20 protein-coding genes are annotated in these 26,396 nt (G+C 61.0%); 2 read left to right on the forward strand and 18 right to left on the reverse strand.

The window, feature by feature from the left end:
• Nucleotides 1-3: 3 nt before the first annotated feature.
• On the reverse strand, nt 4-1,251 hold the full coding sequence (locus tag ABH944_RS03620) for an RluA family pseudouridine synthase (protein ID WP_404604540.1): 1,248 nt from the start codon (nt 1,249-1,251) through the stop codon (nt 4-6).
• 144 nt (nt 1,252-1,395) lie between these two features.
• On the opposite strand from ABH944_RS03620, the gene ABH944_RS03625 reads away from it, so the two are divergent.
• Nucleotides 1,396-2,181, forward strand: coding sequence for an outer membrane protein assembly factor BamD (locus ABH944_RS03625; protein ID WP_231937022.1), 786 nt, complete (start codon nt 1,396-1,398; stop codon nt 2,179-2,181).
• A 252-nt stretch (nt 2,182-2,433) separates the two neighbouring features.
• Here ABH944_RS03625 and ilvD read toward each other — a convergent pair whose 3' ends face one another.
• From ilvD to ABH944_RS03645, 4 genes are all read right to left on the reverse strand, one after another.
• A complete protein-coding gene (gene ilvD / locus ABH944_RS03630; protein WP_404604539.1) occupies nt 2,434-4,296 on the reverse strand; it encodes a dihydroxy-acid dehydratase in 1,863 nt (620 codons plus the stop codon).
• Between the two features lie 298 nt (nt 4,297-4,594).
• Nucleotides 4,595-6,814 carry a DNA repair helicase YoaA gene (locus tag ABH944_RS03635; RefSeq protein ID WP_472975126.1) on the reverse strand — a complete coding sequence of 740 codons (2,220 nt, stop codon included), beginning with the start codon at nt 6,812-6,814 and terminating at the stop codon, nt 4,595-4,597.
• Between the two features lie 185 nt (nt 6,815-6,999).
• Nucleotides 7,000-7,227 (reverse strand): DUF465 domain-containing protein, encoded by a 228-nt coding sequence (locus ABH944_RS03640; protein WP_062083911.1) that lies wholly within the window; start codon nt 7,225-7,227, stop codon nt 7,000-7,002.
• 75 nt (nt 7,228-7,302) lie between these two features.
• Nucleotides 7,303-8,358 (reverse strand): colicin transporter, encoded by a 1,056-nt coding sequence (locus ABH944_RS03645; RefSeq protein WP_404604538.1) that lies wholly within the window; start codon nt 8,356-8,358, stop codon nt 7,303-7,305.
• Nucleotides 8,359-8,570: 212 nt separating this feature from the next.
• On the opposite strand from ABH944_RS03645, the gene ABH944_RS03650 reads away from it, so the two are divergent.
• Nucleotides 8,571-10,928 carry a Tex family protein gene (locus tag ABH944_RS03650; RefSeq protein ID WP_404604537.1) on the forward strand — a complete coding sequence of 786 codons (2,358 nt, stop codon included), beginning with the start codon at nt 8,571-8,573 and terminating at the stop codon, nt 10,926-10,928.
• Between the two features lie 97 nt (nt 10,929-11,025).
• On the opposite strand, the gene ABH944_RS03655 is transcribed toward ABH944_RS03650, so the two are convergent.
• The 13 genes from ABH944_RS03655 to hisS form a co-directional block, all read right to left on the reverse strand.
• Nucleotides 11,026-12,918, reverse strand: coding sequence for a potassium transporter Kup (locus tag ABH944_RS03655; RefSeq protein WP_404604536.1), 1,893 nt, complete (start codon nt 12,916-12,918; stop codon nt 11,026-11,028).
• Between the two features lie 348 nt (nt 12,919-13,266).
• Nucleotides 13,267-13,827, reverse strand: a complete 561-nt coding sequence (locus tag ABH944_RS03660) for a phosphoribosyltransferase (RefSeq protein ID WP_404604535.1) — start codon at nt 13,825-13,827, stop codon at nt 13,267-13,269.
• 103 nt (nt 13,828-13,930) lie between these two features.
• Entirely contained in the window at nt 13,931-15,277 is a 1,347-nt protein-coding gene (locus ABH944_RS03665) for an adenylosuccinate synthase (RefSeq protein ID WP_404604534.1), read from the reverse strand.
• A gap of 174 nt (nt 15,278-15,451) precedes the next feature.
• Complete coding sequence (locus tag ABH944_RS03670; RefSeq protein WP_404604533.1) at nt 15,452-16,603, reverse strand: ATP phosphoribosyltransferase regulatory subunit; 1,152 nt, start codon at nt 16,601-16,603, stop codon at nt 15,452-15,454.
• Nucleotides 16,604-16,782: 179 nt separating this feature from the next.
• Complete coding sequence (locus tag ABH944_RS03675; protein ID WP_031356417.1) at nt 16,783-16,974, reverse strand: DUF2065 domain-containing protein; 192 nt, start codon at nt 16,972-16,974, stop codon at nt 16,783-16,785.
• Nucleotides 16,975-17,015: 41 nt separating this feature from the next.
• Nucleotides 17,016-17,930 carry a protease modulator HflC gene (hflC, locus tag ABH944_RS03680; RefSeq protein WP_404604532.1) on the reverse strand — a complete coding sequence of 305 codons (915 nt, stop codon included), beginning with the start codon at nt 17,928-17,930 and terminating at the stop codon, nt 17,016-17,018.
• Nucleotides 17,931-17,941: 11 nt separating this feature from the next.
• Nucleotides 17,942-19,435, reverse strand: coding sequence for an FtsH protease activity modulator HflK (gene hflK, locus ABH944_RS03685; protein ID WP_404604531.1), 1,494 nt, complete (start codon nt 19,433-19,435; stop codon nt 17,942-17,944).
• Between the two features lie 47 nt (nt 19,436-19,482).
• Nucleotides 19,483-20,757: a GTPase HflX gene (gene hflX, locus ABH944_RS03690; RefSeq protein WP_404604718.1), complete on the reverse strand. Its 1,275-nt coding sequence runs from the start codon at nt 20,755-20,757 to the stop codon at nt 19,483-19,485.
• Nucleotides 20,758-20,792: 35 nt separating this feature from the next.
• Entirely contained in the window at nt 20,793-21,029 is a 237-nt protein-coding gene (hfq, locus tag ABH944_RS03695; RefSeq protein WP_031356421.1) for an RNA chaperone Hfq, read from the reverse strand.
• Nucleotides 21,030-21,180: 151 nt separating this feature from the next.
• Nucleotides 21,181-22,518, reverse strand: a complete 1,338-nt coding sequence (gene der, locus ABH944_RS03700) for a ribosome biogenesis GTPase Der (protein WP_062084092.1) — start codon at nt 22,516-22,518, stop codon at nt 21,181-21,183.
• A gap of 488 nt (nt 22,519-23,006) precedes the next feature.
• A complete protein-coding gene (bamB, locus tag ABH944_RS03705) occupies nt 23,007-24,146 on the reverse strand; it encodes an outer membrane protein assembly factor BamB (RefSeq protein WP_404604530.1) in 1,140 nt (379 codons plus the stop codon).
• 160 nt (nt 24,147-24,306) lie between these two features.
• Nucleotides 24,307-24,936: a tetratricopeptide repeat protein gene (locus tag ABH944_RS03710; RefSeq protein WP_404604529.1), complete on the reverse strand. Its 630-nt coding sequence runs from the start codon at nt 24,934-24,936 to the stop codon at nt 24,307-24,309.
• Between the two features lie 113 nt (nt 24,937-25,049).
• Nucleotides 25,050-26,396, reverse strand: coding sequence for a histidine--tRNA ligase (gene hisS, locus ABH944_RS03715; protein ID WP_404604528.1), 1,347 nt, complete (start codon nt 26,394-26,396; stop codon nt 25,050-25,052).

The following is a 26,396-nucleotide window of genomic DNA, read 5'->3' on the forward strand; positions in this document are numbered from 1 at the left end:
GCGTCATTCCTCATCGTCATCGTCGTATTCGATCGGCTGCGACTCATCCCAGCCGCCACGCACCTCAGCGCCACCTTGGTCTTCATCGATGAAATCCGCGTCTTCCGGATCGAGATCCGTCGCTTCATCGCGGCCCAGGCCCAGTTCCGCTGCGAGCGCTTCAATATCTTCCGGAACGTCCGCGCGCCAGCTGATCTCACGGCCCGTGGTGGGATGAATCAGCCCGAGCCGCCACGCGTGCAGCGCCTGCCGGTTGAAACCATCCGGCAGCGGCTGCACCGAACGCTTGCCGCGTGCGTGGCCGTAGATCGGATCGCCCAGCAACGGATGGCGGATATGCGCGCAATGCACGCGGATCTGGTGCGTGCGGCCGGTGTCGAGATCGCAGTGAACCGCGGACACGGGCTGGTTGTTCCACATCGCGCGGTCGATGGTGCGGTAATGCGTGCGAGCATATTTCCCCGATGCGCTCTCCACCACCGCCATGCGCGTGCGATCGCGCGGATCGCGGCCGATCGGCGCGTCAATGGTCCCTTCGTCCGGCATCGTCCCCCATACCAGCGCAACATAGCGGCGCTTTACCGTGCGCGCCTGCAACTGACGGGTCAGGACCGTCTGCGCTTCGAGCGTGCGTGCGACCACCATCAGCCCCGACGTCTCCTTGTCCAGCCGATGCACAATGCCCGCGCGCGGCAAGCCGGCAGCGGCATCGCCGTATCGGTACAGCAGGCCGTTGAGCAGCGTGCCGCTCCAGTTGCCCGCAGCCGGATGCACGACCATGCCCGCAGGCTTGTTGATGACCACGAGCGCATCATCTTCATAGACGATGTCCAGCGGCACCGGCTCCGGTGTGAACGCGAGCTGTTCGGGCAGCAAATCAGGAATCAGCGTGATGGTGGCGCCGAGAGGCACCGGCTGGCGGATCTTGGCGGGCACACCGTCCACCACCACGCGTTGCGCATCGATCCAGGTCTGCAGGCGGCTGCGCGAAAACTCCGGGAATAACCGCGCCATGACCTTGTCGAGGCGCTCGCCGGCGTACTCATCGGGCACGAGGATCGTGCGTGGCGTTTCGGCGTCGGCGCGGCGCTCGTGCAGGTTGGTGGGCACGGGTTTGCCGTGAATCTCCCCTGCCGCGTCCGGCGCAGCGGCCGGTTCGGTCAAATCGTCCGGACGTGCGTCGTCGGCCGATGCGCTTGGGCTATAATCTTTGCTGCGATCTTTGGTACGACTTGTACTTGAGCGGGTCATTTAGACTGAAAGCTGGGAATTAGCCAGAAAGGCATGAGCTAGAAAATGCAAGCACTGATGCGAGCCGTGAATCAAGCTTTGAGAACCGTTTTGAACCCTGTCCGTCAACTGGTCCGGCTATCGTCGAACTCGTCTGTCAAGGTCATGGCGCTGGCTGCGAGCGCCGTTATCGTAGCGGGCTGTCATGGTTTGCCCGAGAAAACTGACGAAACAGCAACGTGGAATAACGGCAAATTATACTCGGAGGCGCAAGATGCGCTGACCGGCGGTGACTTCGGCAAATGTGCGAAGTATTTCGAGAACCTTGAAGGTCGCGACCCGTTCGGTCATTTTGCGCAACAAGCGCAGATCAATGTCGCGTACTGCAACTGGAAGGACGGTGAAACCGCTTCGGCAGACTCGGCTATCGACCGCTTCATCAAGCTGCATCCGGATCATCCGGACATTGCCTACGCGTATTACCTGAAAGGCATGATCCACTTCAACGACGACCTGGGTCTGTTCGGCCGTTTCTCCGGCCAGGACATGAGCGAGCGCGATCCGAAGTCGCTGCGCGAATCGTACGACGCGTTCAAGGTCGTGGTCGACAAATATCCGCAAAGCAAGTATGCGCCGGATGCTGCGCAACGCATGCGCTACATTGTGAACGCGCTGGCTTCACACGAAGTCCACGCCGCGGATTATTACTATCGGCGTGGCGCGTATGTGGCGGCCATCAACCGTGCTCAGCTCGCCATTCGCGAATACCGGAATGCGCCTGCAACCGAAGATGCGTTGCACATCATGATGCTGTCGTACGCCAAGCTCGATCAGCCGCAACTGGAAGGCGACACGAAGCGCGTGCTGGCCGCGACGTTCCCCGACAGCCCGTATGTCACCGGCAAGTCGCGCCCGGGTAAGGAAAACAAATCGTGGTGGCAGATCTGGTAAGCAGTTTTTCACGCTGACTGCCGCAACAAGAAACCCGGCTTCGCCGTAATGCGGTTCAGTTGAGGTTCATTTAAAAAAGCCGCGCTCTTACGAGCGCGGCTTTTTGCGTTTCTGGCAACTCAAAGATCTCCCGCCAGGCACCCGACCGTCCATGAATGTCCGATCACCAATCAGCGCGGCAAATGATACGCAGTACTCGGCATCTCGATCTCTTCGGCCCAGATCGCCTTACCGCGATAGAGCCGTTCCACCTCACTTGCGCTTGAGTTGCGAGAGATCCCGCACCGCGCCACGGTCGGCCGAGGTCGCGAGCGCAGCATAGGCCTGCAACGCTTGCGACACCACGCGTTCACGATTCACCGGCATCCAGGCCTTGTCGCCACGTGTCTTCATGGTTTCGCGACGGCGTGCCAATTCCTGGTCCGACACCACCAGGTGCATCTTGCGCGCAGGAATGTCGATCTCGATCACATCGCCGTCTTCCACCAGACCGATGATGCCGCCTTCGGCTGCTTCCGGCGACGCATGCCCGATCACGAGCCCAGACGAACCGCCCGAGAAACGGCCGTCGGTAAACAGCGCACAGGACTTGCCCAAGCCCTTGGATTTCAGATACGACGTGGGGTAAAGCATTTCCTGCATGCCCGGGCCACCCTTGGGACCTTCGTAGCGGATCACGACCACGTCGCCCGCGACCACCTTGTCACCCAGAATGGCTTCGACAGCGTCGTCCTGGCTCTCGAACACTCGCGCGCGCCCGGAGAAAATCCATTGCGATTCGTCAACGCCAGCGGTCTTGACGATACAACCCTTCTCCGCGAGGTTGCCGTAGAGTACAGCGAGGCCGCCGTCCTTCGAATACGCGTTCTGCTTGCTGCGGATACAGCCGGTCTTGCGGTCGGTATCGAGTGACGCGAACGTGGCTTCCTGGCTGAACGCAACGATGGTCGGAATGCCGCCCGGGGCCGCACGGAAGAACTTCTGCGCTTCTTCGCCCGCGCCGCCGGCGACGTCCCACTTGGCGATAGCGTTGCCAAGCGTACCACTATGCACGTTGCCGCACGACAGGTCGAGCAGATCCGCGCGGGCGAGTTCGCCGAGAATACCGAGAATGCCACCAGCACGATGCACATCTTCGATATGGTATTTGTCAGTGGCCGGCGCCGCTTTGCACAGGCACGGCACTTTGCGCGAAATGCGATCAATGTCGGACATCGTGAAATCGACGCCGGCTTCCTGTGCCGCCGCCAGCAGATGCAACACGGTATTGGTCGAACCGCCCATGGCCACGTCGAGCGCCATGGCGTTCTCGAAGGCCTGCTTGCTGGCAATGCTGCGCGGCAGGACCGACGCGTCTTCTTCCTGATAATAGCGGCGGCACAGGTCCACCACCAGACGGCCGGCCTGTTCGAACAGGCCCTTGCGCCACGCATGTGTGGCGACGATCGTGCCGTTGCCCGGCAACGCGAGACCGATCGCCTCGGTGAGGCAGTTCATCGAGTTCGCGGTGAACATGCCCGAGCAGGAACCGCACGTCGGGCAGGCGCTGCGCTCGACTTCCGCCACTTCCGCATCGCTGATCCTGGAGTCGGCCGCCTTGATCATCGCGTCGATCAGGTCGATCTTGGCGATCACCTGGCCGTCCGTCGGAGACTTGACCTTGCCCGCTTCCATCGGACCGCCGGAAACGAACACAACGGGGATGTTCAGGCGCATGGCGGCCATCAGCATACCCGGGGTGATCTTGTCGCAATTGGAAATGCAGACCATGGCGTCGGCGCAATGCGCGTTGACCATGTATTCCACCGAATCGGCGATCAGTTCGCGCGAAGGCAGCGAATACAGCATGCCGCCGTGACCCATGGCAATGCCGTCGTCCACTGCGATGGTGTTGAATTCCTTGGCGACGCCGCCCGCCGCTTCGATTTCTTTCGCGACCAGCGCGCCCAGATCGCGCAGATGCACGTGGCCCGGCACGAACTGGGTGAACGAGTTCACCACCGCGATAATGGGCTTGCCGAAATCGCCGTCCTTCATTCCGGTGGCGCGCCACAAGGCGCGGGCGCCGGCCATGTTGCGGCCATGAGTCGATGTGCGTGATCGATAGTCAGGCATCTGTTTCCTCGGGGATTGTGGTTGTCAAAGTTGGAATCGCGCCCAGGCCAGCCAATGCACGGTCGCTGACGGTGATGGTCACCGCGGCTCGCGGTAGCGTGCACTGTGTGCGCCGGGAATGTACGAATAGTGCGAGAGCACCGATAAGACGTCCAATATATTTTTTCGACCCAATTAGGTCGGAAAAGATATTAATTGACGATCAGGCGGGACAAGAAGGGGCGGTGATGCTGTCCTTGAATGAAGTACGGGCTGCGGGTTAATTGCAGCCGTTGAAGCAGCCTTTGAAACGCCACGCTCATTCGTCTTCCTGAGCCACCGCCGCTTCCGGATCGGAGAAGAAAGCGCGCACCACTTCCAGTTCGCGCGTGCGTTTGAACGGCGGCAGGCTTTGCCAGATACGCCGGCCGTACGGTTTGTCGACGAGACGGGTGTCGCAGATCATCAGCACGCCGCGATCCGTTTCCGCGCGAATCAACCGGCCGGCGCCCTGCTTCAGCGTGATCACCGCCTGCGGCAACTGATGCACGGCAAACGGACTCAGCCCCTTCTTGGTCAATGCATCCAGCCTGGCCGACAGCACTGGATCATCGGGCGGCGCAAACGGCAACTTGTCGATAACCACCAGCGACAGCGCATCGCCACGCACATCCACGCCTTCCCAGAAGCTCTGGCTACCCACCAGGATCGCGTTGCCATAGGAACGAAAACGGTCGAGCAATTCGGTGCGGCTGGCGTCGCCCTGCACGAGCAGCGGGTAGTCCCAGCCGCGCTGCTCGATGGTGTCACGCAAACGCATGGCGATCCGGTCGACCGCGCGCAACGTCGTGCACAGGAAAAACACACCGCCCTTCGATGCCTCGATAACAGGCAACGCACCGTCGAACACAGCATCGGTGAAATTCGGCGACGACGGTTGCGGCAAGTTACGCGGCACGTACAACAGGCCCTGCTCCGGGTAATCGAAGGGACTGGGCAGCGTCATTGAACGACGCGCGTTCAGGCCCATTTGCGCGGCGTAATGCGTGAAATCCCCCCGCACCGACAACGTCGCCGACGTGAAAATCCACGCCCGCGGCACACCGGCACGCTGCTTCGAAAAAATAGGCGCGACGGAAAGCGGCGTCTCGTGCAACTGCACCGTATGCGAGAACACTTCGATCCAACGCACCATCTCGTTCGGATCCCCTTTGGCTTTTGCCTCCGCTTCCTCCGCGACCGCCTTTTCGACGGAAGTCGGCGGCGCGGTCCAGCCACCCAGCAAGCCCTGCAATTCACGCGCACGGCGCACCAGTGCGCCAAGCGACTCGGCCCGTTCAGCGTGCTCGCCAAGCGCCCGGGTGAGCGCGTCCAGATGCTCTTCCAGCGTATCGAGTGCGTCGAATAGCGGATGGTCGCCGGCGAGCTGGCCAAGCGACATACGTACGGAATCTTCCTTGAACGCCAGCCGCACGTCGCGCGCCGCACGTTCCAGCGCCGCGCCAAGTTTCGTCCAGTCGGAGAAATCGCGGGCGTGGCTCAAGCCTTCTGCTACCGCGTCGCGGGCCAGCTCGAGAAACTGCGTGGTCGATACCGTCTCGCCGAAAAACAGCGTCGCAGTCTCGGGCAACTGATGCGCTTCGTCGAAAATGATGGTGTTGGCGGTCGGCAGCAATTCGGCCATGCCGGTGTCGCGCAGCATGACGTCGGCGAAGAACAAATGGTGGTTCACCACCACGATATCCGCCTGCTGCGCTTCGCGCCGCGCCTGCATCACGAAACACTCTTTGTACTGCGGGCATTCCTGACCGAGGCAGTTGTCGCGCGTGGACGTGACCATTGGCCAGACCGGCGAGTTCTCGGGCACGCTCGCGAGCTCGGCCTTGTCGCCAGTACGCGTGATCTTGGCGAAACGGATGATTTCCTGCAGATGTGCCGTGTCCTGCCGCGTGGGCAAACGGCCGTTATCGGCGGTGCGTTGCAGGTAGTAGTGACACAGGTAATTCGCGCGCCCTTTGAGCATGGCAACCGACACCGGCACGGCAAGCGCGTCGCGCACGGTGGGAATGTCGCGCTGGAACAGCTGGTCCTGCAAGTGCTTCGTGCCGGTCGAGACGATCACCTTGCCGCCCCACAGCATGGCCGGCACGAGGTAGGCGAAGGTCTTGCCGGTGCCCGTGCCCGCTTCCACGATCAGCGTGTTCTCGCCACCATCGATTCCTGTCGATGCCGTCGCCACGCCCAGTTCGTCCGCGCCTTCTTCATGAACGACCGGCGCATCCGATGGCCCCGCTTTACGCACGGGCCGGCGTTGCGTGTCGAACATCGCGGGTTCGGGCATGGCGCGCCCGGACGCCTCCATGGCAGCCGCAACCGCGCGCGCCATATCGACCTGGGAGGCGCGCGAGCGATAACCGTCGATTTGCCGCGCCAACAGACCCCCGGCGGCAAAAATCGTGTCGAGTTCAGTTCGGCGCTTCGGTGCAAGCGTGAGCGAAAGCGTCGTGTCGACGACACCCGCCTTCGCGGCCGGCTTCAGCACGGATTCCGCGTTCTCTGTGAGGGCATTGTCAGGCGAATTCAAAGGGGCGTTCCTGCTCGTGTTCCGGCTGATGACGGGTGTCGGTCAACCAGACTTGTACCCTTGCCGGCTGGGCGTCAAGGGCGGCTGACGTGAAGTTCTTCCGGGGGCCGCGCGTATGTTACGTCCGCGTCACGGGCGCATCACGTGTTTGAGCGCGTGTCCGGTTCCAACTGCAATTGCAGCAGGATGATCGTGTCCTTGACCTTGAGTTTGCGCTTCTTCAGGCGCCTGATCTCGAAGTCGTTGATGCCGGGAACCTCAGCCATCTTGCCGATAAGACTATTCAGGCCGTGATGCTCCGCTTCCAGTTGCCCGATACGTTCGCGGATCGTGCCTGTGTCGACTGCTGCTGCAGGATATGCATGCATACTCGCCTCCCCTGGTCGCGGCGAGCCGCTTCACGTCACTGGCGGCGTCGCCCGAGGTTGCTGTCCGGACCCGGCTTACTTCGGTTGCTGCTGCTGTTGCTGTTGCTGTTGTTGCTTGAGCTGTTCCTGGTGCGCCTGGTCTGCGGCTTCCTGCTGCGCGCGCTGTTGCTGCTTGACGGCTGCTTCCTTCTGCCGGGACTGGACTTCCGTCTGATGCTCGGCAGCGTCGCGTTGCTTGGCCGCAAAACGTTCCGCCTTGTCCTCGCGGTCCTTTGCGTCCTGCACGCCGCGCGCCGCGGCATCGGCGAGTTTTTTCTGGTAATCCGCTTGCTTGCGGTCGTAATCGGCCTGGTTCGCCGCGCGCTGCGGCGCTTCCGCCTTTCGCTGCGCCTCCGACAATGCGTTCTGGCGCTGCTTCTCGGCGAAAGATTCTTCGCTCGCCTTCTCGTTCGCCGCGCGCTGCGGTGCTTCGGACACGTACTGCGCGTTCTTGATCGCGGCTTGCTGGTCCCGCTGCTGTGCGTGCTGCAAACGTTGTTCGTCGTCGAGCGCCAGCTGCTCCTTGCGAATCTTCGCGCCTACTTCACGCTTCGCGTCACGCGCCTTGTCCAGGCAGTGATTCACGAAGAAAGTGCTGTAGCAATCGTGCTGCTTGACCGCGTAGAGATAGTTATTCTCCGCGGTGCGGGCATCCAGCGCCTTCTGACGCGTGGTGAAATCGTTTGCGTCGGCGGTAGCTTGCACTGCGCTGGCACCGATCGCGCCGCTGGCACCAACTGCGCCCGCCACCTGGCTTGCCGGGACGCCCGATGCCGTTTGCGCGGCATTGCCTTGCGCGCCTGCGTCGTCGAGCGGCGTTTGCACAACCGACGTGCCCGGGTTGATGGGCTTCGGTGTCTGCGCCATGGCGGTCGTGCCGGCACCCGCCCAGACTAGCGCGAACAATATTGCCGCGACGGACCGGGCGAGCGGCAAAACCTGCCGCGACACTTCAGGCAGCAGAAAAGGCAGCAGAACGGCCGGCCGCACGATGGTGGCAACATCGCCTCCCGATACGGCGGCCGGACCGGTCGAGGCGAACGAATCGACTGGAGCAGTCGGCAAAGCGGGCGAAAGGCGGGAAGTCGGCAACGTGATAGCCAGCGTGATAGACAAGGAGACGGACAAGGTGGTGAAAAAGCAGCCTCTACGATGCCGAAATTCTATCACCGCGCGCCGGGGCCCTCCGGCATTTATGGCAAAATGCCCCGCTTCACCAACCCGGCAAACGTGTTCGCGCGGCTTAACGTGAAATGCGCGGCACGAAAAGCCCTTGATGAGCCAGCAGGCTGACGCAGACCCCCATGACGGAAACCGTAGCACTCAAGATTGTCCAGCGCATCGCCACCGAGTTGAATGTGCAGCCGCGGCAGGTCGCCGCCACGGTGCAACTTCTCGATGAAGGCTCCACCGTTCCGTTCATCGCCCGATATAGAAAGGAAGTGACGGGCAATCTCGACGACACGCAATTGCGCAATCTCGAGGAACGGCTCATCTATCTTCGCGAGCTGGAAGACCGGCGCGCAACGATTGTCCAGAGCATCGACGAACAGGGCAAACTCACGCCCGAGCTGCGGGCAGCCATTGAAGGCGCCGACAGCAAGCAGGTGCTCGAAGACCTGTATCTTCCCTACAAACCGAAGCGCCGCACGCGCGCGCAGATTGCCCGCGAAGCCGGCCTGCAACCGCTTGCGGATGCTCTCCTCGCCGACCCGACACTCGATCCGCAGACAGAAGCGGCGCGTTACGTGGACGCAGAAAAAGGCGTCGCCGACATCAAGGCCGCGCTCGATGGCGCCCGCGACATTCTCTCGGAGCAGTTCGGCGAAACAGCTGAAATTCTCGGTAAGGTTCGCGATTACCTGTTCAAGCAAGGCAGCGTGATTTCGACCGTCGTCGAAGGGAAAGAAACCGAAGAAGGCGAGAAATTCCGCGACTACTACGACTATTCGGAAACCATCCGCACCGTCCCGTCGCACCGGGCGCTCGCGCTATTTCGCGGACGCAACGCCGGCGTATTGATGGTCAAGCTGGGTCTGGGCGAAGAGCTCGACGCGCAAGTGCCGCATCCGGGCGAAGCGCTCATCGCGCGTCACGTGGGCATCGCGAATCAGGGCCGGCCGGCCGATAAATGGCTCTCTGACGTGTGCCGCTGGTGCTGGCGCGTGAAGGTGCAGCCGAATATCGAAAATGATCTGCTGACGAACTTGCGCGAGGAAGCCGAAGCCGAGGCTATTCGCGTGTTCGCACGCAACCTGAAGGACCTCTTGCTCGCCGCTCCGGCAGGTCCGAAAGCCGTAATCGGTCTCGATCCCGGTATGCGTACCGGCGTGAAAGTGGCCGTGGTCGATCGCACCGGCAAGCTGCTCGCCACCGACGTGATCTATCCGCACGAACCCCGTCGCGACTGGGACGGCTCGCTCGCCAAGCTCGCGCGGATCGCCGCGCAGACGCAGGCTGAGCTGATCAGTATCGGCAACGGTACGGCCTCGCGTGAGACCGACAAGCTCGCGAGCGAGCTGATCGCGAAACATCCGGAACTGAAGCTGCAGAAGATCGTCGTGTCCGAAGCGGGCGCGTCGATTTATTCGGCATCCGAGCTGGCATCGAAGGAATTTCCTGACCTCGACGTCACGTTGCGCGGCGCGGTGTCAATTGCCCGCCGGCTGCAGGATCCGCTCGCGGAACTCGTCAAGATCGATCCGAAAGCGATCGGCGTCGGCCAGTATCAGCATGACGTCAATCAACGCGACCTCGCCCGCTCGCTCGACGCGGTGGTCGAGGATTGCGTGAACGCGGTCGGCGTGGACGCCAATACCGCGTCGGTTGCGCTGCTTGCGCGCGTGTCGGGATTGAACGCCACGCTTGCGCGCAATATCGTTGATTTCCGCGATGCCAACGGCCCGTTTGCATCGCGTGATCAATTGAAGAAAGTGCCCCGTCTCGGCGATAAAACCTTCGAGCAAGCCGCCGGATTCCTGCGCATCAACAATGGCTCAAATCCGCTCGACCGCTCGTCGGTGCACCCGGAGGCGTATCCGGTGGTTGAACGGATACTGGCCAAAATCAAGAAGCACGCCGCCGATGTCATGGGCAAGCGCGAAGCCTTGGCGGGCTTGTCCCCGACAGAATTCGTCGACGAGCGGTTCGGTCTGCCGACGGTGCGCGACATCCTCGCGGAACTGGAAAAACCGGGCCGCGATCCGCGTCCTGAATTCAAGACGGCCACGTTCCGCGACGGTGTCGAGAAACTCTCCGATCTCACGCCGGGCATGATTCTGGAAGGCGTGGTCACGAACGTGGCGGCGTTCGGTGCGTTTGTTGATATCGGGGTGCATCAGGATGGATTGGTGCACGTATCGGCGATGTCAACGAAGTTCATCAAGGACCCGCACGAGGTCGTGAAAGCCGGTCAGGTGGTGAAGGTGAAAGTGCTGGAGACGGACGTGAAGCGCCAGCGGATTGCGCTGACCATGCGTCTGGACGATGACTTCGCCGCGGACGGCGGGCAGGCCCAACAACAGCAACGCGGCGCGCAAGACCGCCGTGGCGGCGCGGGCGGCGGAGGCAGCGCCCGCGATGTCCGTGGCAATAACGGCGGCAAGCGCGAACCGGAAGCGGCCAGCGCGATGGCGGCGGCATTTGCCAAGCTGAAAAAGTAAACGAGCGATACGGCTCGATAGAAACGAAAACGGCCCGTCGGGCCGTTTTCTATTTAGCTACCTTAACAAGTGTGTTTTGGTCTGAGACACACGACCATCAAATCTCGATCTTCGTCCCTAGCTCGACCACCCGGTTCGCGGGAATACTGAAGAAGTCAGTCGGCTTCGCAGCATTCTGATGCATCCACGCAAACACCCGTTCGCGCCACACCGACATACCCGGCAACTGCGTCGGCACAACCGTTTCCCGTGCCATAAAAAATGACGTATCCATGAGTTCGAACGTCATGTCGTGCGTACGGCCGATGTCGACCAACACCGCCTTCACGTCGGGCGTTTCATTAAAACCGTACTGCGCCTTCACGAGAAAGAGCCCGCCGCCCGCGTCCTTCACTTCCACGCGCGTAGCGTCGTCGACATACGGCACATCGCGCGTGATGAAATTCAGGAAGATGGTCCGTTCATGCAGGACCTTGTTGTGCTTCAGGTTGTGCAACAAGCTGACAGGCACAAGCGTGTCGTTACCGGTCAGGTAGATTGCCGTACCCGACACCCGATGCGGCGGATGCGCGAGCAGTCCCTGCAGGAACGGCATCAACGGAATACCATCGGCGGCGGTCCGCTCCTTCACGATCATGCGGCCCTTGAACCACGTCATCAGCAGAAAAAACAGCACACCGCCAATACCCAGCGGCAGCCAGCCGCCCTGCTCGATCTTCAGAAGGCTGGCGCCGAAGAAGCCGACATCGACGATAAAAAACACGCTGATGATCGCGCCCACCAGAAACTTGTTCCAGCCCCACAGCTTGGTCATCACGACCGACGCGAGAATGGTGGTGACGAGCATGGTCGCGGTGACGGCAAGCCCGTATGCGGCCGCGAGATTCTCGGAGCTTTTGAAGCCGATCACGATACATAGGATAACGAACAACAGCATCCAGTTCACGACCGGAATATAGATCTGCCCGATCGCCAGATCCGACGTATGCAGGATCTTCATGCGTGGCACGTAGCCGAGCTGGATTGCCTGACTCGTCAGCGAATACGCCCCTGAGATGACGGCCTGGGATGCGATCACTGTGGCTACGGTCGACAGGATCACCAGGGGCAAGAGAGCCCATTGCGGCGCCAGGAGAAAGAACGGACTTTCGGCGGCTTCCGGCGAATGCATCAGCAACGCACCCTGCCCGAAATAATTAAGTACCAGCGACGGCATGACGAGGCCATACCACGCGTAGCGAATGGGCTTGGCGCCGAAGTGCCCCATATCGGCATACAGCGCTTCTGCGCCGGTCAGCACCAGCACGACCGACCCGAGCACGATATACGCCTGAAGCACGTGGGCAGCCATGAACGAAAACGCGTAATACGGATTCAACGCTATCAGCACGCGCGGCACTTGCACGATGTGATACACGCCAAGCACGGCCAGCGTCACGAACCACAGCCCCATGATCGGACCGAAGAGTTTGCCGACCACCGACGTGCCACGACGCTGGATCCAGAACAGCATCACGAGGATGACAATGGTGATCGGGATCACCCATTCGGCAAGCGCCGGAGAAACGATCTCCAGCCCTTCCACCGCCGAGATCACCGACATGGCCGGTGTAATTACAGCGTCACCGTAGAACATGCATGCGCCGAAAATGCCGAGCATCATCAGCACGCCGCTCGCGCGTCCCGACCCCTTCAACGTGCGTAACGCAAGTGTCATCAACGCGAGTACGCCGCCCTCACCGTTGTTGTCGGCGCGCATCACGAAGAGCACGTATTTGATGGAAACCACGATCATGATCGCCCAGAACAACAGCGAGATGACTCCGAGGATGGAAGCGTCGGTCAGCTCGATACCGTGCGACTTGCTGAAGCCCTCTTTCATTGCGTACAGCGGGCTGGTGCCTATATCGCCGAACACTACGCCGATTGCGGCAAGCGCCAGGGCAGGTAGCGGCTGTTTGCGCTCGTGCGCGTGAGTCGTATTGTTCATAAACGCGGGAAGCCGTCCGAAGCGGAAAAAAACGAACGCCATTCTAACGTTGCGGGCGGCGCCCGACCGGCCTGTTGCGATACCGCGACGACCGGAGCGAAGCGGCAGTTTAGCATTGCGGCAAGGCCCCGAAGGTGCATGGGCGACGCTTTCCGGCGCTCACCCGGCAAGGGGCAAAAAAATACCGTTCGATTGCACCGGATAGGCGAATCGAACGGCATTTTGTTTCAGCTTCGGTGTGCTACGTGAGCGCTGAATGAACGTTACGTGAACGCTGCATGACCCGCGGAATGACCCGTTGTGTGACCATTCGCCGCCTGTACGGCTTGAACACACTCGGGATGTGAATCAGCCCCGCTCGTCCTGGACACCGCGCTTGATCCACGCACCGAGGTTATGCGGGCGGACCGTGTCCCATTCTTCGAATGGTTGATGAATCCACGGGTTCGTTTCGAGAAACTGCACATAATAATCAGGCTTCACTTTGGAACAGCCCTTGTACCAAAGCACGGCGGAGCGCACTGCCGTGACCGCCGGATAACGGTCTTTCAGATGCTGCTGCACGCGCGAAAGCGTCACGCCGGAGTCAACCAGGTCATCTACAAGCAGCACGTTGCCGGACAGCTCGCCGCGCGTCATGGTGATGTATTGCCCGATATCGAGCGTGCCCTGCTCCGTGCCGGCCGCCTCGCGGTATGAGCTCGTTGCCAGGATGGCGAGCGGCAAGTCATAGATGCGCGAAAGCTGGTCACCGACCCGCAGGCCGCCACGTGCGAGGCACAGGATGTTGTCGAACTTCCAGCCCGAGTCATGCACGGCGAGCGCGAGCAGTTCGATCAGCCGGTGATATTCATCCCAGCCGACCCACAGATTCCGGTCGTCGTTGCGCGGATCTTTCATCGCGATCATGGTGAAACTCTTTTCAATATGTACAGCTATGTACGTCTGTTGAATATGCAAAAGTGGCCGCTGATTCGCGGCCACTTCGGTCGTTGCTACACGTCCAGGCTACTCAAACCTTGAACGGATGGCGCAGCAGGATGGTTTCGTCACGGTCCGGACCGGTCGACACCATGTCGATAGGCACGCCCGCCACTTCCTGGATACGCGAGAGATAGTCACGCGCATTGGCCGGCAAGCTGTCCCATTGCGTGATGCCAATGGTGCTTTCCTTCCAGCCGCCGAACGTCTCGTACACCGGCTCGCAACGCGCGACTTCCGACGCACCGCGCGGCAGGATGTCGACATCCTTGCCGTCGAGCTTGTAGCCCACGCAAAGCTTCACTTCGTCCAGGCCGTCGAGCACGTCGAGCTTCGTCATGCACAAGCCCGAGATGCCGTTGATCTGGATCGAACGGCGCAGCGCGGCGGCGTCAAGCCAGCCGGTGCGGCGCGGACGGCCGGTCACCGAACCGAATTCCTTGCCGACGGTCGCAAGCTTCAGGCCAACCTGCTCCTGGCGATTCGCGTTGTCCGCGTCATACAGTTCGCTCGGAAACGGCCCTGCGCCCACGCGCGTGCAATACGCTTTCGTGATGCCAAGGATGTAGTTGAGCTTTTGCGGACCTACGCCCGCGCCGGCCGTTGCCGCGCCCGCCACGCAATTGCTCGACGTGACATACGGGTACGTGCCGTGATCGATGTCGAGCAGCGTGCCTTGTGCACCTTCGAACAGCAGGTTGCGCCCAGCGTGGTTTTCGTCGTAGAGACGGCGTGAAACGTCAGTCACCATGGGCGCGAGGCGCTCGGCATAGCCGAACATGGTGTCGAGCGTTTCCTGGTAATCCACGGCAGCGGCGCCCAGATAACCGGTCAGTACGAAATTGTGGAAATCGAGGGTCTCGCGCAGGCGCTCGGCAAACACTTCGCGATCGTACAGATCCTGCACGCGCAAGCCGCGGCGGCCGACCTTGTCTTCATACGCCGGGCCAATACCGCGTCCGGTCGTGCCGATCTTCGCCGCGCCGCGCCGTGCTTCGCGCGCCTGGTCGATAGCGATGTGATACGGAAGAATCAGGTTGGCGGCTTCGGAGATGAAAAGACGCTTCTGGACGTCGACACCCACCGACTCCAGCTCGCCGATTTCCTTGAAGAGCGCTTCCGGCGACAATACGACGCCGTTGCCGATGTAACAGGCGGTGCCGGCGCGCATGATGCCCGAGGGAATCAGTCGAAGGATGGTTTTCTTGCCGCCGATAATCAGCGTATGGCCGGCATTATGGCCGCCCTGGAAGCGCACGACGCCTTGGGCGTGGTCCGTCAACCAGTCGACGATCTTGCCCTTGCCCTCATCACCCCACTGGGTGCCAACCACGACGACGTTGCGCCCCGGGTTCACATTCACTGCGCTGGCAGACATGTCAATTTGATAGCTGGTTAAAAAAGCATTTTACCTATGTTCGCGGAAGGTTCCGAGTTTTTCCCGGTATTTGCGAACGCGTATTGATTTTGCATCAATCGGATCTGGCAAAAGTTTTGTCTGCAGTTTGCCGCCGTGTGCCTCCAAAAGGCGCGCTGGCAAACCACAAAACCGCTAGGAACGGGCCTCTACAACCCACTTTTCATCGCGCTCGACCAGCACGCGGTCGAACGCGAACTCGTCGAGATCATGGTCGTGCCCCGGCAGCGCCTGGATCACCACTTCGCCCGCATCGCGCAATTGCGCAACCGCCGCAAGCAGCGGTTCGTCATGCTTCCATGGTGCGAGGACCGCGCTGCCGCGGGCATCGATGGGAGAAATACGGGCGACTTCGCGCAGATCCAGTGAAAAACCCGTCGCCGGGCGCGCACGGCCGTAGGCCTGGCCAACGTCGTCGTAACGGCCGCCCCGCGCCACCGCGTTCGGAACACCGTCAACGTACGCCGAGAACATCACGCCGCTGTGGTACGCGTACCCGCGCAGATCGGCGAGATCGATCATCAGCTCGGCTCCATTCGCCTGGGCCGCGAGGAACGCGAGGTCGTCCAGTGCGCGGCCGATCACCGGAAGATTCGGCAGCCGGGCCCGCGCTTCGTCGAGCACGGAAGCGTCGCCATACAGCGACGGCAACGCGCGCAACGCGTCCCGGGTCACATCGCCGAGTTTGGCCGTCAGTTCGTTCAGGCGTGGTACATCCTTCGCCCCGAGCGCGTCGAACAGCGCTTCACCGAGCGCGGCCGCAGCCGGTTCCAGGTCCAGCAATGCCGACAAAACACCCGCGTGACACAGGTCGAGGCGCACTTTATCGAGACCGCTCAGACGCAGCGAATCCAGCATCAGCTGCTGGATCTCGAGATCCGCTTCCAGCCCGGCATGCCCGTAAATTTCCGCGCCGATCTGGATCTGCTCGCGCGTAGCGTGCAAACCACGCGGACGTGTATGCAGCACGTTGCCCGCATAACAAAGGCGCGTCACGCCCTGCCGATTCAGCAGATGCGCGTCGATACGCGAAACCTGCGGCGTGATGTCCGCGCGCAGGCCGAGCGTTCGGCCGGACAGTTGGTCGACAAGCTTGAAGGTGCGCAGGTTCAGGTCGCTGCCGCCGCTGGTGAGCAGCGACTCGAGATACTCGAGCATGGGCGGCATCACGAGTTCGTAGCCATACGAACGAAAGCGGTCGAGCAGCCGGCGGCGCAATTCTTCAATCTTGCGAGCCTCGGATGGCAAGACGTCGGCGATATTCTCGGGAAGTAACCAGGTGGACATCAGTGCGTTTCCTACGAAGCGTTTGAGCGCGGCGGTGATGATTGCCGCGGGTCAGCATAAGCTTTGAATCCATGGGCGACCAAGAGCTGCAGGTCAACCCGCATTGAATTTACAGGCCGCGAATCATGGTGCAACAAACGTGTTGCAAGAGTCGTTTTGAGAGCATCACGTCGCAGGCATCACGTCGCGATAATCAGCAGGATCACGCCGAGCACCATGGCGATCAGGCCACCAATACGAATCTGGTGCGGCGGCCGCTGTGCGATCCGGCGAAACGTGTCGCGCCAGGAGTTAGGGAAGACGAACGGAAACATCCCCTCAATAATCAGCATCAACGCAATCGCGAGCAGTAACGATGCAGCCATATCCATTCGATTGAAGGCGTCGCAGCTCGCGCCGCGACGCTTGGGGCTTAGCGCTTATGCGCGAGCGCCGGGGTGGTGGCATCGGTTCCGCTCGGCGCAGCGCCATTCGGGCTACGCATGAAGCGGAAGAAATCGCTGCTCGGATCGACAACCATCACGTCGCCGGCATTGAAGGTCTTTTTATACGCTTCGAGGCTTTGATAGAACTGGTAGAACTGCGGATCGACGCCGTATGCATCGGCCGCAATGGACGCGGCCCGGCCGTCGCCCTCACCCTTGATGGTCTGCGCTTCCTTGTAGGCATCGGCGAGAATGGCTTCCTGCTGGCGCTCCGCGCTCGCCTTCAGCGCATCAGCATCAGCCGTTCCCTTCGCGCGTTCCTGGGCCGCCGCTTGCTGGCGCGCCGCGATCATGCGTTTGTAGACTGAGTCGGCCACCGCCGGCGGAAAGTCGATGCGTGTCAGCTGCAAATCGACAAGCTCCACGCCGAACGCCGCTGCCGGCTGCTCGATTTCCTTCTGTGCTTCGCTCGCAATGGCCTGCTGCTCACCCAGCACGTCCGTCAGCGAACGCTTCGTGAACGACGACGTCAACGCCGTGCGCGTGAGCGCGGCGAGCCGGTCCTGAGCCGTCTGCGTGTTCTTCTCGTTGCTTTCGAACAGCTTCAACGGATCGGCCACCCGATACTTGATGACCGTATTCACGATCACCTCGTTCTTGTCCGACGTATTGAAGCGGTCCGAGCCTGCTTCGTCGAGCGTGAGCGTACGCGTGTCGATCAGCGTCAGCGTCTGGAACGGCGGCGGCAGCTTGAAATGGAGGCCGGGCGTGACCAGCGTGGGCGTACCGCCGCCATGTGCGGAGACCACGCCGGCGTGACGTTCGTCGACCACGAACATCATGGACGAGCCGATGAACAGCACGGCGACCACAGCGACTACGAGCGCAATAATTCGATTCATGTTCGCGCTCCTCATTGCGTGTCGTCTTCGCGCGAACGCGAACGGAACGCATCGCGCGAGCGCAATGGGTCATCCGACGACTGCGAGGCTGCGCCCGACGCGGCAGCGGATGCTGCGGCGCTGGCGGAAGCGGCGGACTGGGCAGTCACGGCCGAAGCCGCCGACGCGCTTTCAGCGCGTGCATCCTGCGTGATAGAACCACCGACAGTCCCTCCAATCACACCGGCAGGCGCGGCGCCGACCGGTTGATTCGCACCCGAAGGCGCCGTCCCTGCAGCGACACCCGACGCGCCGGGAGGCACCGTCCCTGCAGCGGCTGCGTTCGCGTTCTGGCGGTTTGCTTCGACGAGCTTGTCGAGCGGCAAATACACTACGTTATTCGAACTCTTGCTGTCGACGAACACCTTCGTCGCGCGCGAATAGATCTGCTGCATTGTGTCCAGATACATGCGTTGACGAATCACTGCCGGCGCCTTCGAATATTCTGCGTAGACCTGCTTGAAGCGCTCGGCATTGCCTTGCGCCTGCGAAACGACCCGGTTGCTATAGCCCTTCGCTTCATCGATCATGCGCGCGGCGTCGGTCTTCGCGCGCGGCAACAGTTGATCGGCATAGGCTTTCGCAGTGTCGACCGCGCGCTCGTTGTCCTGGCGCACCTTCGCGGCATCTTCAAACGCCGGTTGAACCTGGGCCGGCACCTGCACGCTCTGGATAGTCACACCCGTGACCTGCAAACCGGTCTTGTACAAATCGAGCGATGCCTGGATGGTGTCGACGAGCTTCGCGCGCAATGCTTCGCGGTCCTTGAAAAGCAGGTCGTCGGTACTGTGTGTGCCCGCAATCTCGCGAATGGCAGCCTGCGCCGATTCCGTCACGTTCTGATCGGGATCGACATTGCGGAAGAGGTAGTCGGTCGCCGACTTGATCTGGTACTGCACGGCAAACCGCACCTCGACGATATCCGCGTCGTGCGTGAGCAGCGACGCATCACGCACATTAGCCTGGGTCACACTGTTGTTGCGGCCGACTTCGACCGAACGGATCTGCGACGTATTGACGATCTCGTGCGACTCGAACGGATACGGAAGACGCCAGTGAATACCCGCGTCGGCCGTCTCCTCATACTTTCCGAAGCGCGACACAACACCCACATTGCCGTCCTGTACGACGAATACGCCGCTGCCCAAATAGATTGCGATCAATACACCGACAACAATGCCCATGCCGATCCTGGCGCCGCGGCCGTTGTCGGTGCGCGGACCGCCGCCTGCGGGTTTCTTGCCGAACAAGCCAGCAAGCTTCTTGTTGAAGTCGCGCCACATTTCGTCGAGATCCGGCGGGCCTTCACCATCCTTGTCCTTCGATGGGCGCTTTTGTTCCTGCGGACGTTTCTGGTCCTGGCTTTTGCCGTCACCATTGCCGTCGCCCCGCCCCCAGCGCGGGTCGTTGATCGAAAAGACGGCATGCGAAAGCTGCCGGTTACTCCGCTCGTTGTAGTCGTTCACTCGGTGATTCACCATTAGACAGCCGGGTCAATGCAAATCGGAACAGATCAGTGCCCGTGCTCGGGGACCTTACGGTCGTCACTTTCCTCGGCTGACCGGTGATCTTCCGGTAGCGTGGTTCCGTCGTCGGATGTGCTATCCATGGACTCCGGCACGATTGTGCCGTCCGGAAGTTCCGTGTACTCGTTGTTATCTTTGGGTTCGGAAGCCGCAAATTCGGCGATGGCCGCGCGCAGCGCGTCAAGTCCCTGACCGGTTCGCGCGCTTAAAAAGACGCGCAAAATATTACCATACTCGTCCCTTTCAACCGCGTCCCCACGGGCCGCCAGCTCAGGCACCGCGTCGATCTTGTTGAAAACGAGAATCTGCGGAATGCCGTCGGCGCCAATACTGCTCAGCACCTTGTTCACCTCGTCGATCTGGTCGAGCCGCACCACGCTTGATGCGTCCACCACGTGCAGCAGCAAGTCAGCCTGAACGGTTTCTTCAAGCGTCGCACGAAAAGCCGCGACCAACTGGTGAGGCAGATCGCGAATGAACCCGACCGTATCCGACACCACGGCCTGACCCGCTTCCTCGCTGAGATAAACCCGGCGGGAGGTGGTATCGAGCGTGGCGAACAACTGGTCGGCCGCGTAAGCCTGCGCCTTCGTCAACGCATTGAACAACGTCGACTTGCCCGCGTTCGTATAACCGACGAGCGACACCGACGTAGTCCGGTTGCGCTCGCGCTGACGCCGCTGCGTGCCATGCTGGCGCCGCAACTTCATCAAGCGTGCCTTCAGCGCCTTGATTCGCTCACCGATCAACCGGCGGTCAGTTTCAAGCTGCGTTTCACCCGGGCCGCGCAAGCCGATACCGCCCTTCTGGCGCTCGAGGTGAGTCCATGCGCGAATCAAGCGCGTGGACAAGTATTGGAGCTGGGCGAGTTCGACCTGCAGCTTGCCTTCATGACTACGGGCACGCTGCGCGAAAATGTCGAGGATGAGGCTGGTCCGGTCGATCACACGCCGGTCGAGCGCCGTTTCGAGATTGCGCTGCTGCGCGGGCGCGAGAGCGTGATTAAAAATGACAAGTTCCACGTCGTTGGCTTCGCACGCGAGGCGCAGCTCTTCGACTTTGCCGCTGCCGACGAACATCTTGGCATCGGGGCTGGAACGGCGACCGGTCAGGGTGACGGCGGGATGGGCACCCGCACTTTGTGCGAGCAGACTGAGTTCTTCGAGACTGGCATCGAAATCGATCTTTCCGAAGTCGACACCGACAAGCGCTGCGTTGATCAAATTAATGTTTTCATTTTGAAGCGACCGGTGAATTAGCATGTTCATTCATGCGCTTACACCGGACGCAACGAGGTTTAGGGCGTCTCTGCATCCGGGTGGAAATTCACCGGACGCGCCGGCACGACCGTCGAAATGGCGTGCTTATAGACCATCTGGGTAACCGTATTCCGGAGCAACACGACGTACTGGTCGAACGATTCAATATTGCCTTGCAGCTTGATACCGTTGACCAGGTAGATCGACACTGGCACATGCTCTTTTCGCAGTGCGTTCAAAAACGGGTCTTGTAACAATTGCCCTTTGTTGCTCATAGCAAACTCCGTATTATTTTTGCAGGTTGACGTGATTGCGACGAAGAAAAAGAGATCCGCCGTCAATCGCTACACTATAGCCGATTTTCATTTTCGCACCAGCGCGCCACGACCGCCTGAAACCCGGCGAAACGCTTGGTGCACGCGGGGTTCAGCCTTTGTCCGCGTAAGGGTTCGCGCTTGAACGGAACTCTATGCGCAATGGAGTCCCTACCAGCCCGAAAGTTTCCCTGAAGCGCCCTTCGAGGTAACGTTTATAGGTGTCGGTGATCGCATCGAGGGCATTTCCGTGCACAACGATGATCGGCGGATTCTGTCCGCCCTGGTGCGCATAACGCAGCTTCGGACGAATCGGTCCACGACGCCGCGGCTGCTGAAATTCAACCGCATCAATCAGCGCGCGCGTGAGCTTCGGCGTGGGCAACTTGGCCATGGCGGCGGCGTAGGCGTCATCCACTGACTTCATCAACTGGCTGATGCCCGTCTTTTCCAGCGCTGACACGTAATGGAATTTAGCAAAGTCCAGAAACTTGAGCTTGCGCGTCAGGTCGGCCTTGGTGCGCTCGCGCACATGCGAGTCCAGTCCATCCCATTTATTGACCCCTACCACCAGCGCCCGTCCCTGCTCGACCACGAAGCCCGCGATGTGCGCGTCCTGGTCCGAGATGTCCTGTTGCGCATCGAGCAGCAGGATCACCACGTTAGCGTCGGAAATAGACTGTAATGTCTTTACCACCGAAAACTTTTCCACGGCCTCGAACACCTTGCCGCGGCGGCGCAATCCCGCCGTATCGATCAACGTGTATTTGCGGCCGCTTCGCTCGAAATCAATATAGATGGAATCGCGCGTGGTACCCGGCATATCGAACGCGATCACGCGCTCCTCGCCGACCAACGCATTGATCAGCGTCGACTTGCCCACGTTCGGACGCCCCACGATGGCGATTTTCACGCCACGTGCCGCCTTTTCTTCCGGGTCTTCTTCCGGCTGGCCGGCATACGCGATCTCGAGCGCGTCACCGATCATTTCGGTCACGCCGTCGCCGTGCGCCGCGGAAATGGCGCGCGGGTCGCCCAAGCCCAGTTCGTAGAAGTCGGCAGCCACCGCGCTGTACTTCATGCCCTCGGCCTTGTTGACTACGAGGAACAGCGGCCGGCCCGTCTTGCGCAGGTAGTCCGCGATCGCCTTGTCCTGCGGCGCGAGTCCATTACGGCCGTCGGTGATGAAGACGACCACGTCGGCCTCTTCCACCGCCTGGCGGGTCTGGCGAGCCATTTCGTGCAGGATGCCGTCTTTCGCGACCGGTTCGAAACCACCGGTATCGACCACCAGGTAGGGACGATCTCCGACCCGGCCCTCGCCATAGTGACGGTCTCGGGTAAGGCCGGGCAAGTCGGCGACGAGTGCGTCGCGCGAGCGCGTCAGGCGGTTGAAAAGCGTCGATTTCCCCACATTGGGGCGCCCTACAAGGGCAATTACGGGTTTCATCAGATGGTGTTCACAGTTGAACGCAAGGCGGATGAATCCGGCCCGGCGCGCGCCGGATAAAAGTCCGGAAACGGCGAGCCGCGAGTGTGCGTGGCCCGGCGATGTGTCGAAAATTAGCACGGTTCCAGCGGAGCGACCGCGGCGTGCAGCGATGTTCCACGTTCATGGCGTTTGAAGCGCATGTGGAACGCAGTGAGAGCGCTCCGCCAAACGACATGATCGCGAGCATCGTCACCCGAAGGTGTGGACCCGCTTGCACAATCCTGCTGCCGGAATCCCGATGCCTGGTGTTACTTGTACCGTTGCCTGACCTGCTTATATGCTGCTTGTGCGCTTATTTGCCGCACGATGATCCTTCACGCGCGGCCTTGATGAATCGATTCTATTCGCACGGCGCGGACTCAAAAAACAAAAAAGTCCGAAAAAACGCGAACGGCCGGCAAAGCCGGCACGTTCGTCAGAACGTTAGATCAACTCAAACCTTCACATCAACGCGGACGGAAACCGTACAGGCCGCCGTCGTGCGTCTGGATAACCAGGGTATCGCCTGCCAGCACCGGAGCCGCCGTGATCGCGCTGCCATCGGTCTTGGCCCGGCCGACGAATTCGCCATTTGCCGTGGAAAGGAAATGCACGTAACCCTGGTAATCGCCGAGTACGACCGCGCGGCCCAGGATAAACGGCACGCTGACCATGCGATTCTTCAGCTTGTCGTTCTTCCAGAGCGGCGCACCGTCGATTCCGCTGAACGCATTGACGATCGACCAGTCGTCACCGGCGGCGACCATTTCATTGTCTTGCGCCAGACCGCTGTCGCTCGAGAACGACTTTTCCCATTGCGGGCGGCCCGAATTCGCGTCGAAACACCCAATGCGTCCCTGGAAGGTCACCGCGCACGTCTCCGATCCCACCAACGTAGGTGCGCCGGTGACGTCGTTGATGCGCTCGACTTCAGTCACGCCCTTCGGGAATGACACCGGCGTCTGCCAGTAGGCGTCGCCAGTCTGCAGATTGATTGCTGCGAAGGTGCCGCCAGGGAAGCCCGCCAGGACCGCCTGGGACGCGGCAAACGTCATGCCGGCAGCCACACGCAGGTTGAGCGGCACGGCGCGCGCCTGGAAGATCCACTTCTGTTCGCCGGTTTGCGCGTTGAAAGCGATGACCTTGCCGTCGATTGTCCGGACGATGACCAGATCATTGCCGACCAGCGGCGGCGAGATGATTTCTCCCGATGCTACTGCCGTCCAGAGTTGCTTGCCGTCCGGTCCGAGCACGTAGACGTTGCCTTTCAGGCCACCGACCGCGGTCAGGTTACCGTCGCTGCCCACGCCCGCGGACAGATCATCTTTAAGCTTGATGCGCCATACGTCCTGACCAGTCTTGGCATCGATCTTCGCCACCGTGCCGTTGGTGCCGGCCGCGTACACGAAATCGCCGACTGCCACGGGTGAGAACAGGTAACGTCCGGCCTTGCCGACGCTCGCCTTCCACGCCTGCTCCACAGTTAGAACCGGCTTGATGTCTACAAGCGGAGTCGGTACGCGGCGCTCGTCCTTGGTGGCGCAGGCGGTGAGCATAACCGTCATCGCGCAAGCGAGCGGGAGAGCGTAGCGTTTCAGAAAGGTCATCGGTGGACGCAACATGAATAAGTGAAATCGGTTGATCGGTGTGCGGCGTGGTACTCGCCAGATTAAATTCACCGCCGCAAACCGGTGACTTTAACCTAGTGAGCAACGCGCCTGCATAAGGACGAGGTCGGCTGACAGATCCCGAGGCCAGCAGTCGGCGCTAGCCGCCGAGTGCGTCCAGCTTGAACTGGACCAGTTGACGGGCTGACGTGTCGGACTTCGGCAGCGTGTCGAGTGCAACCTTGTAAGCCGCACGCGCGTCATCGCGTTTGCCTTCGGCCGCCAGCAGATCCCCGCGGCGATCCGACACCACGCCTTTGAACGCGTCAAGCGGTGCATCGCCGAGCACCTTCAGGCCAGCGTCATAGGCTTTTTCGTCGAGCAGCAACAAAGACAGCCGCAGTTTCGCGATCTGTTTGTATTCAGCGTCTTTCGCGTGATCTGCGGCCCATTGCAGTTGCGCTTTAGCCCCTGCACTGTCCCCGGCGGTATACAGCGATTTGGCAGCGGCCAATGCTGTCATCTGCGCGTAAGCGGTGCCGCCGAACTTGTTTTCCATGTCCGTGGACACGCGCGTAACCAGCGCCTTGTCACTCGATGCCACCGCTTGCTGCACCTGGTCGTAGAGCACCGCGGCTTCCGCTGCCTGCTTCCGTTGCCAGAAATTCCAGCCATTCCAGGCCGCTGCAGCAACAAGCACCGCGAGCACGATCCAGGTCGTGGAGTTGCCCCATCGGGCCCACCAGGCTTTCAGGTTTTCTAGTGACTCTTGTTCTTCGTGATAGCTCATGCCCTGCTTATTCCTTGACTGCTTTTGTGTTCGCGCGCGACGCTGCGCGCCTTTGTTTCAGGCCGCCGCGCGGCTTTCGCACACGTGGCGCCGCCCGACCACAAGCCTGACAATCAGTCGGCGCCGTCATCGGCGGTTGCCACCATCGCATTGATTAGAAATTCGGTCAAGTCTTCCACCGGCACCGTGGCCTGCTCGTTCTTTTGACCTGTCGACTCAACTGATGCACTGCGCAGCGGCTTCACGCCCACCATGCCCTGGGCCAATTCGTTCTCGCCCAGCACCACGGCAAACGCCGCGCCGCTTGCATCGGCCTTTTTCATTTGCGACTTGAAGCTCGCCGGCATGCCGTCAGGGCTGCAATGCAAAATGACGTCCAGGCCGGTATCGCGCAGCCGCTCGGCGATGACAAACGCCTGCTCCGCCGCCGCCTCACCCTGGTGAACGACGTAGATGTCGGTTCCTTCCGGCGCCGGCACCAGATCTTCTTCTTTCAGCAGTTCAAGAATGCGCTCGACACCCATCGCCCAGCCGCATGCCGCCGTCGCCTTGCCGCCCAGTTGCTCGATCAGCGGATCGTAGCGGCCACCGCCGGCCACTGTGCCCTGCGCACCCAGCTTGTCGGTCACCCATTCGAATACGGTGAGGTTGTAGTAATCGAGGCCACGAACGAGACGCGGATTGATCTTGAACGGAATGTTATTCGCCTTTAGCAAACGCTGAACACCGTCGAAGTGCGCGAGCGATTCAGGCCCGAGGAAATCGACGAGCTTCGGTGCGTTCTGCGCAATCTCCTGCATGGCGGGATTCTTGGTATCCAGCACGCGCAGCGGATTGGTGTAGAGACGACGCTTCGATTCTTCGTCGAGCACGTCGACATGCTGCTCGAGATACGCGATCAATTCCTTGCGATGCGCCGCACGCTCTTCCGGCTGGCCGAGCGAGTTGAGCTCAAGCCGGATGCCCGACAAACCGAGGTCGTCCCACAGCCGCTGGCACATCATGATGATCTCGGCGTCGGTATCCGGACCGGCAAATCCGAGCGCTTCCACGCCGACCTGGTAGAACTGCCGGTAGCGTCCACGCTGCGGACGTTCATGGCGGAACATGGGACCGATGTACCAGAGCCGCTTGGGGCCGTCGTAAAGCAGATTGTGTTCGATCGACGCACGCACCACGGCAGCCGTATTCTCCGGGCGCAGCGTGAGGTGCTCGCCGTTGAGCGCGTCGGTGAAACTGTACATTTCCTTCTCGACGATATCCGTCACTTCCCCAATACCACGCGTGAACAACTGCGTGGGCTCGACAATGGGCGTGCGGATCTGCTGATAGCCGTATGCGCGCAGCATCGACTTGACGGTGCTTTCGAAGAATTCCCACAACGCGGCATCCTGCGGGAGGATGTCGTTCATGCCCTTCACGCCGCTCAGTTTCTCGAGCTTTTTCTTCTGTTCAGTCAT

Source organism: Caballeronia udeis, assembly GCF_044909315.1.
In the GTDB taxonomy this organism is placed as follows: Bacteria; Pseudomonadota; Gammaproteobacteria; order Burkholderiales; family Burkholderiaceae; genus Caballeronia; species Caballeronia udeis_A.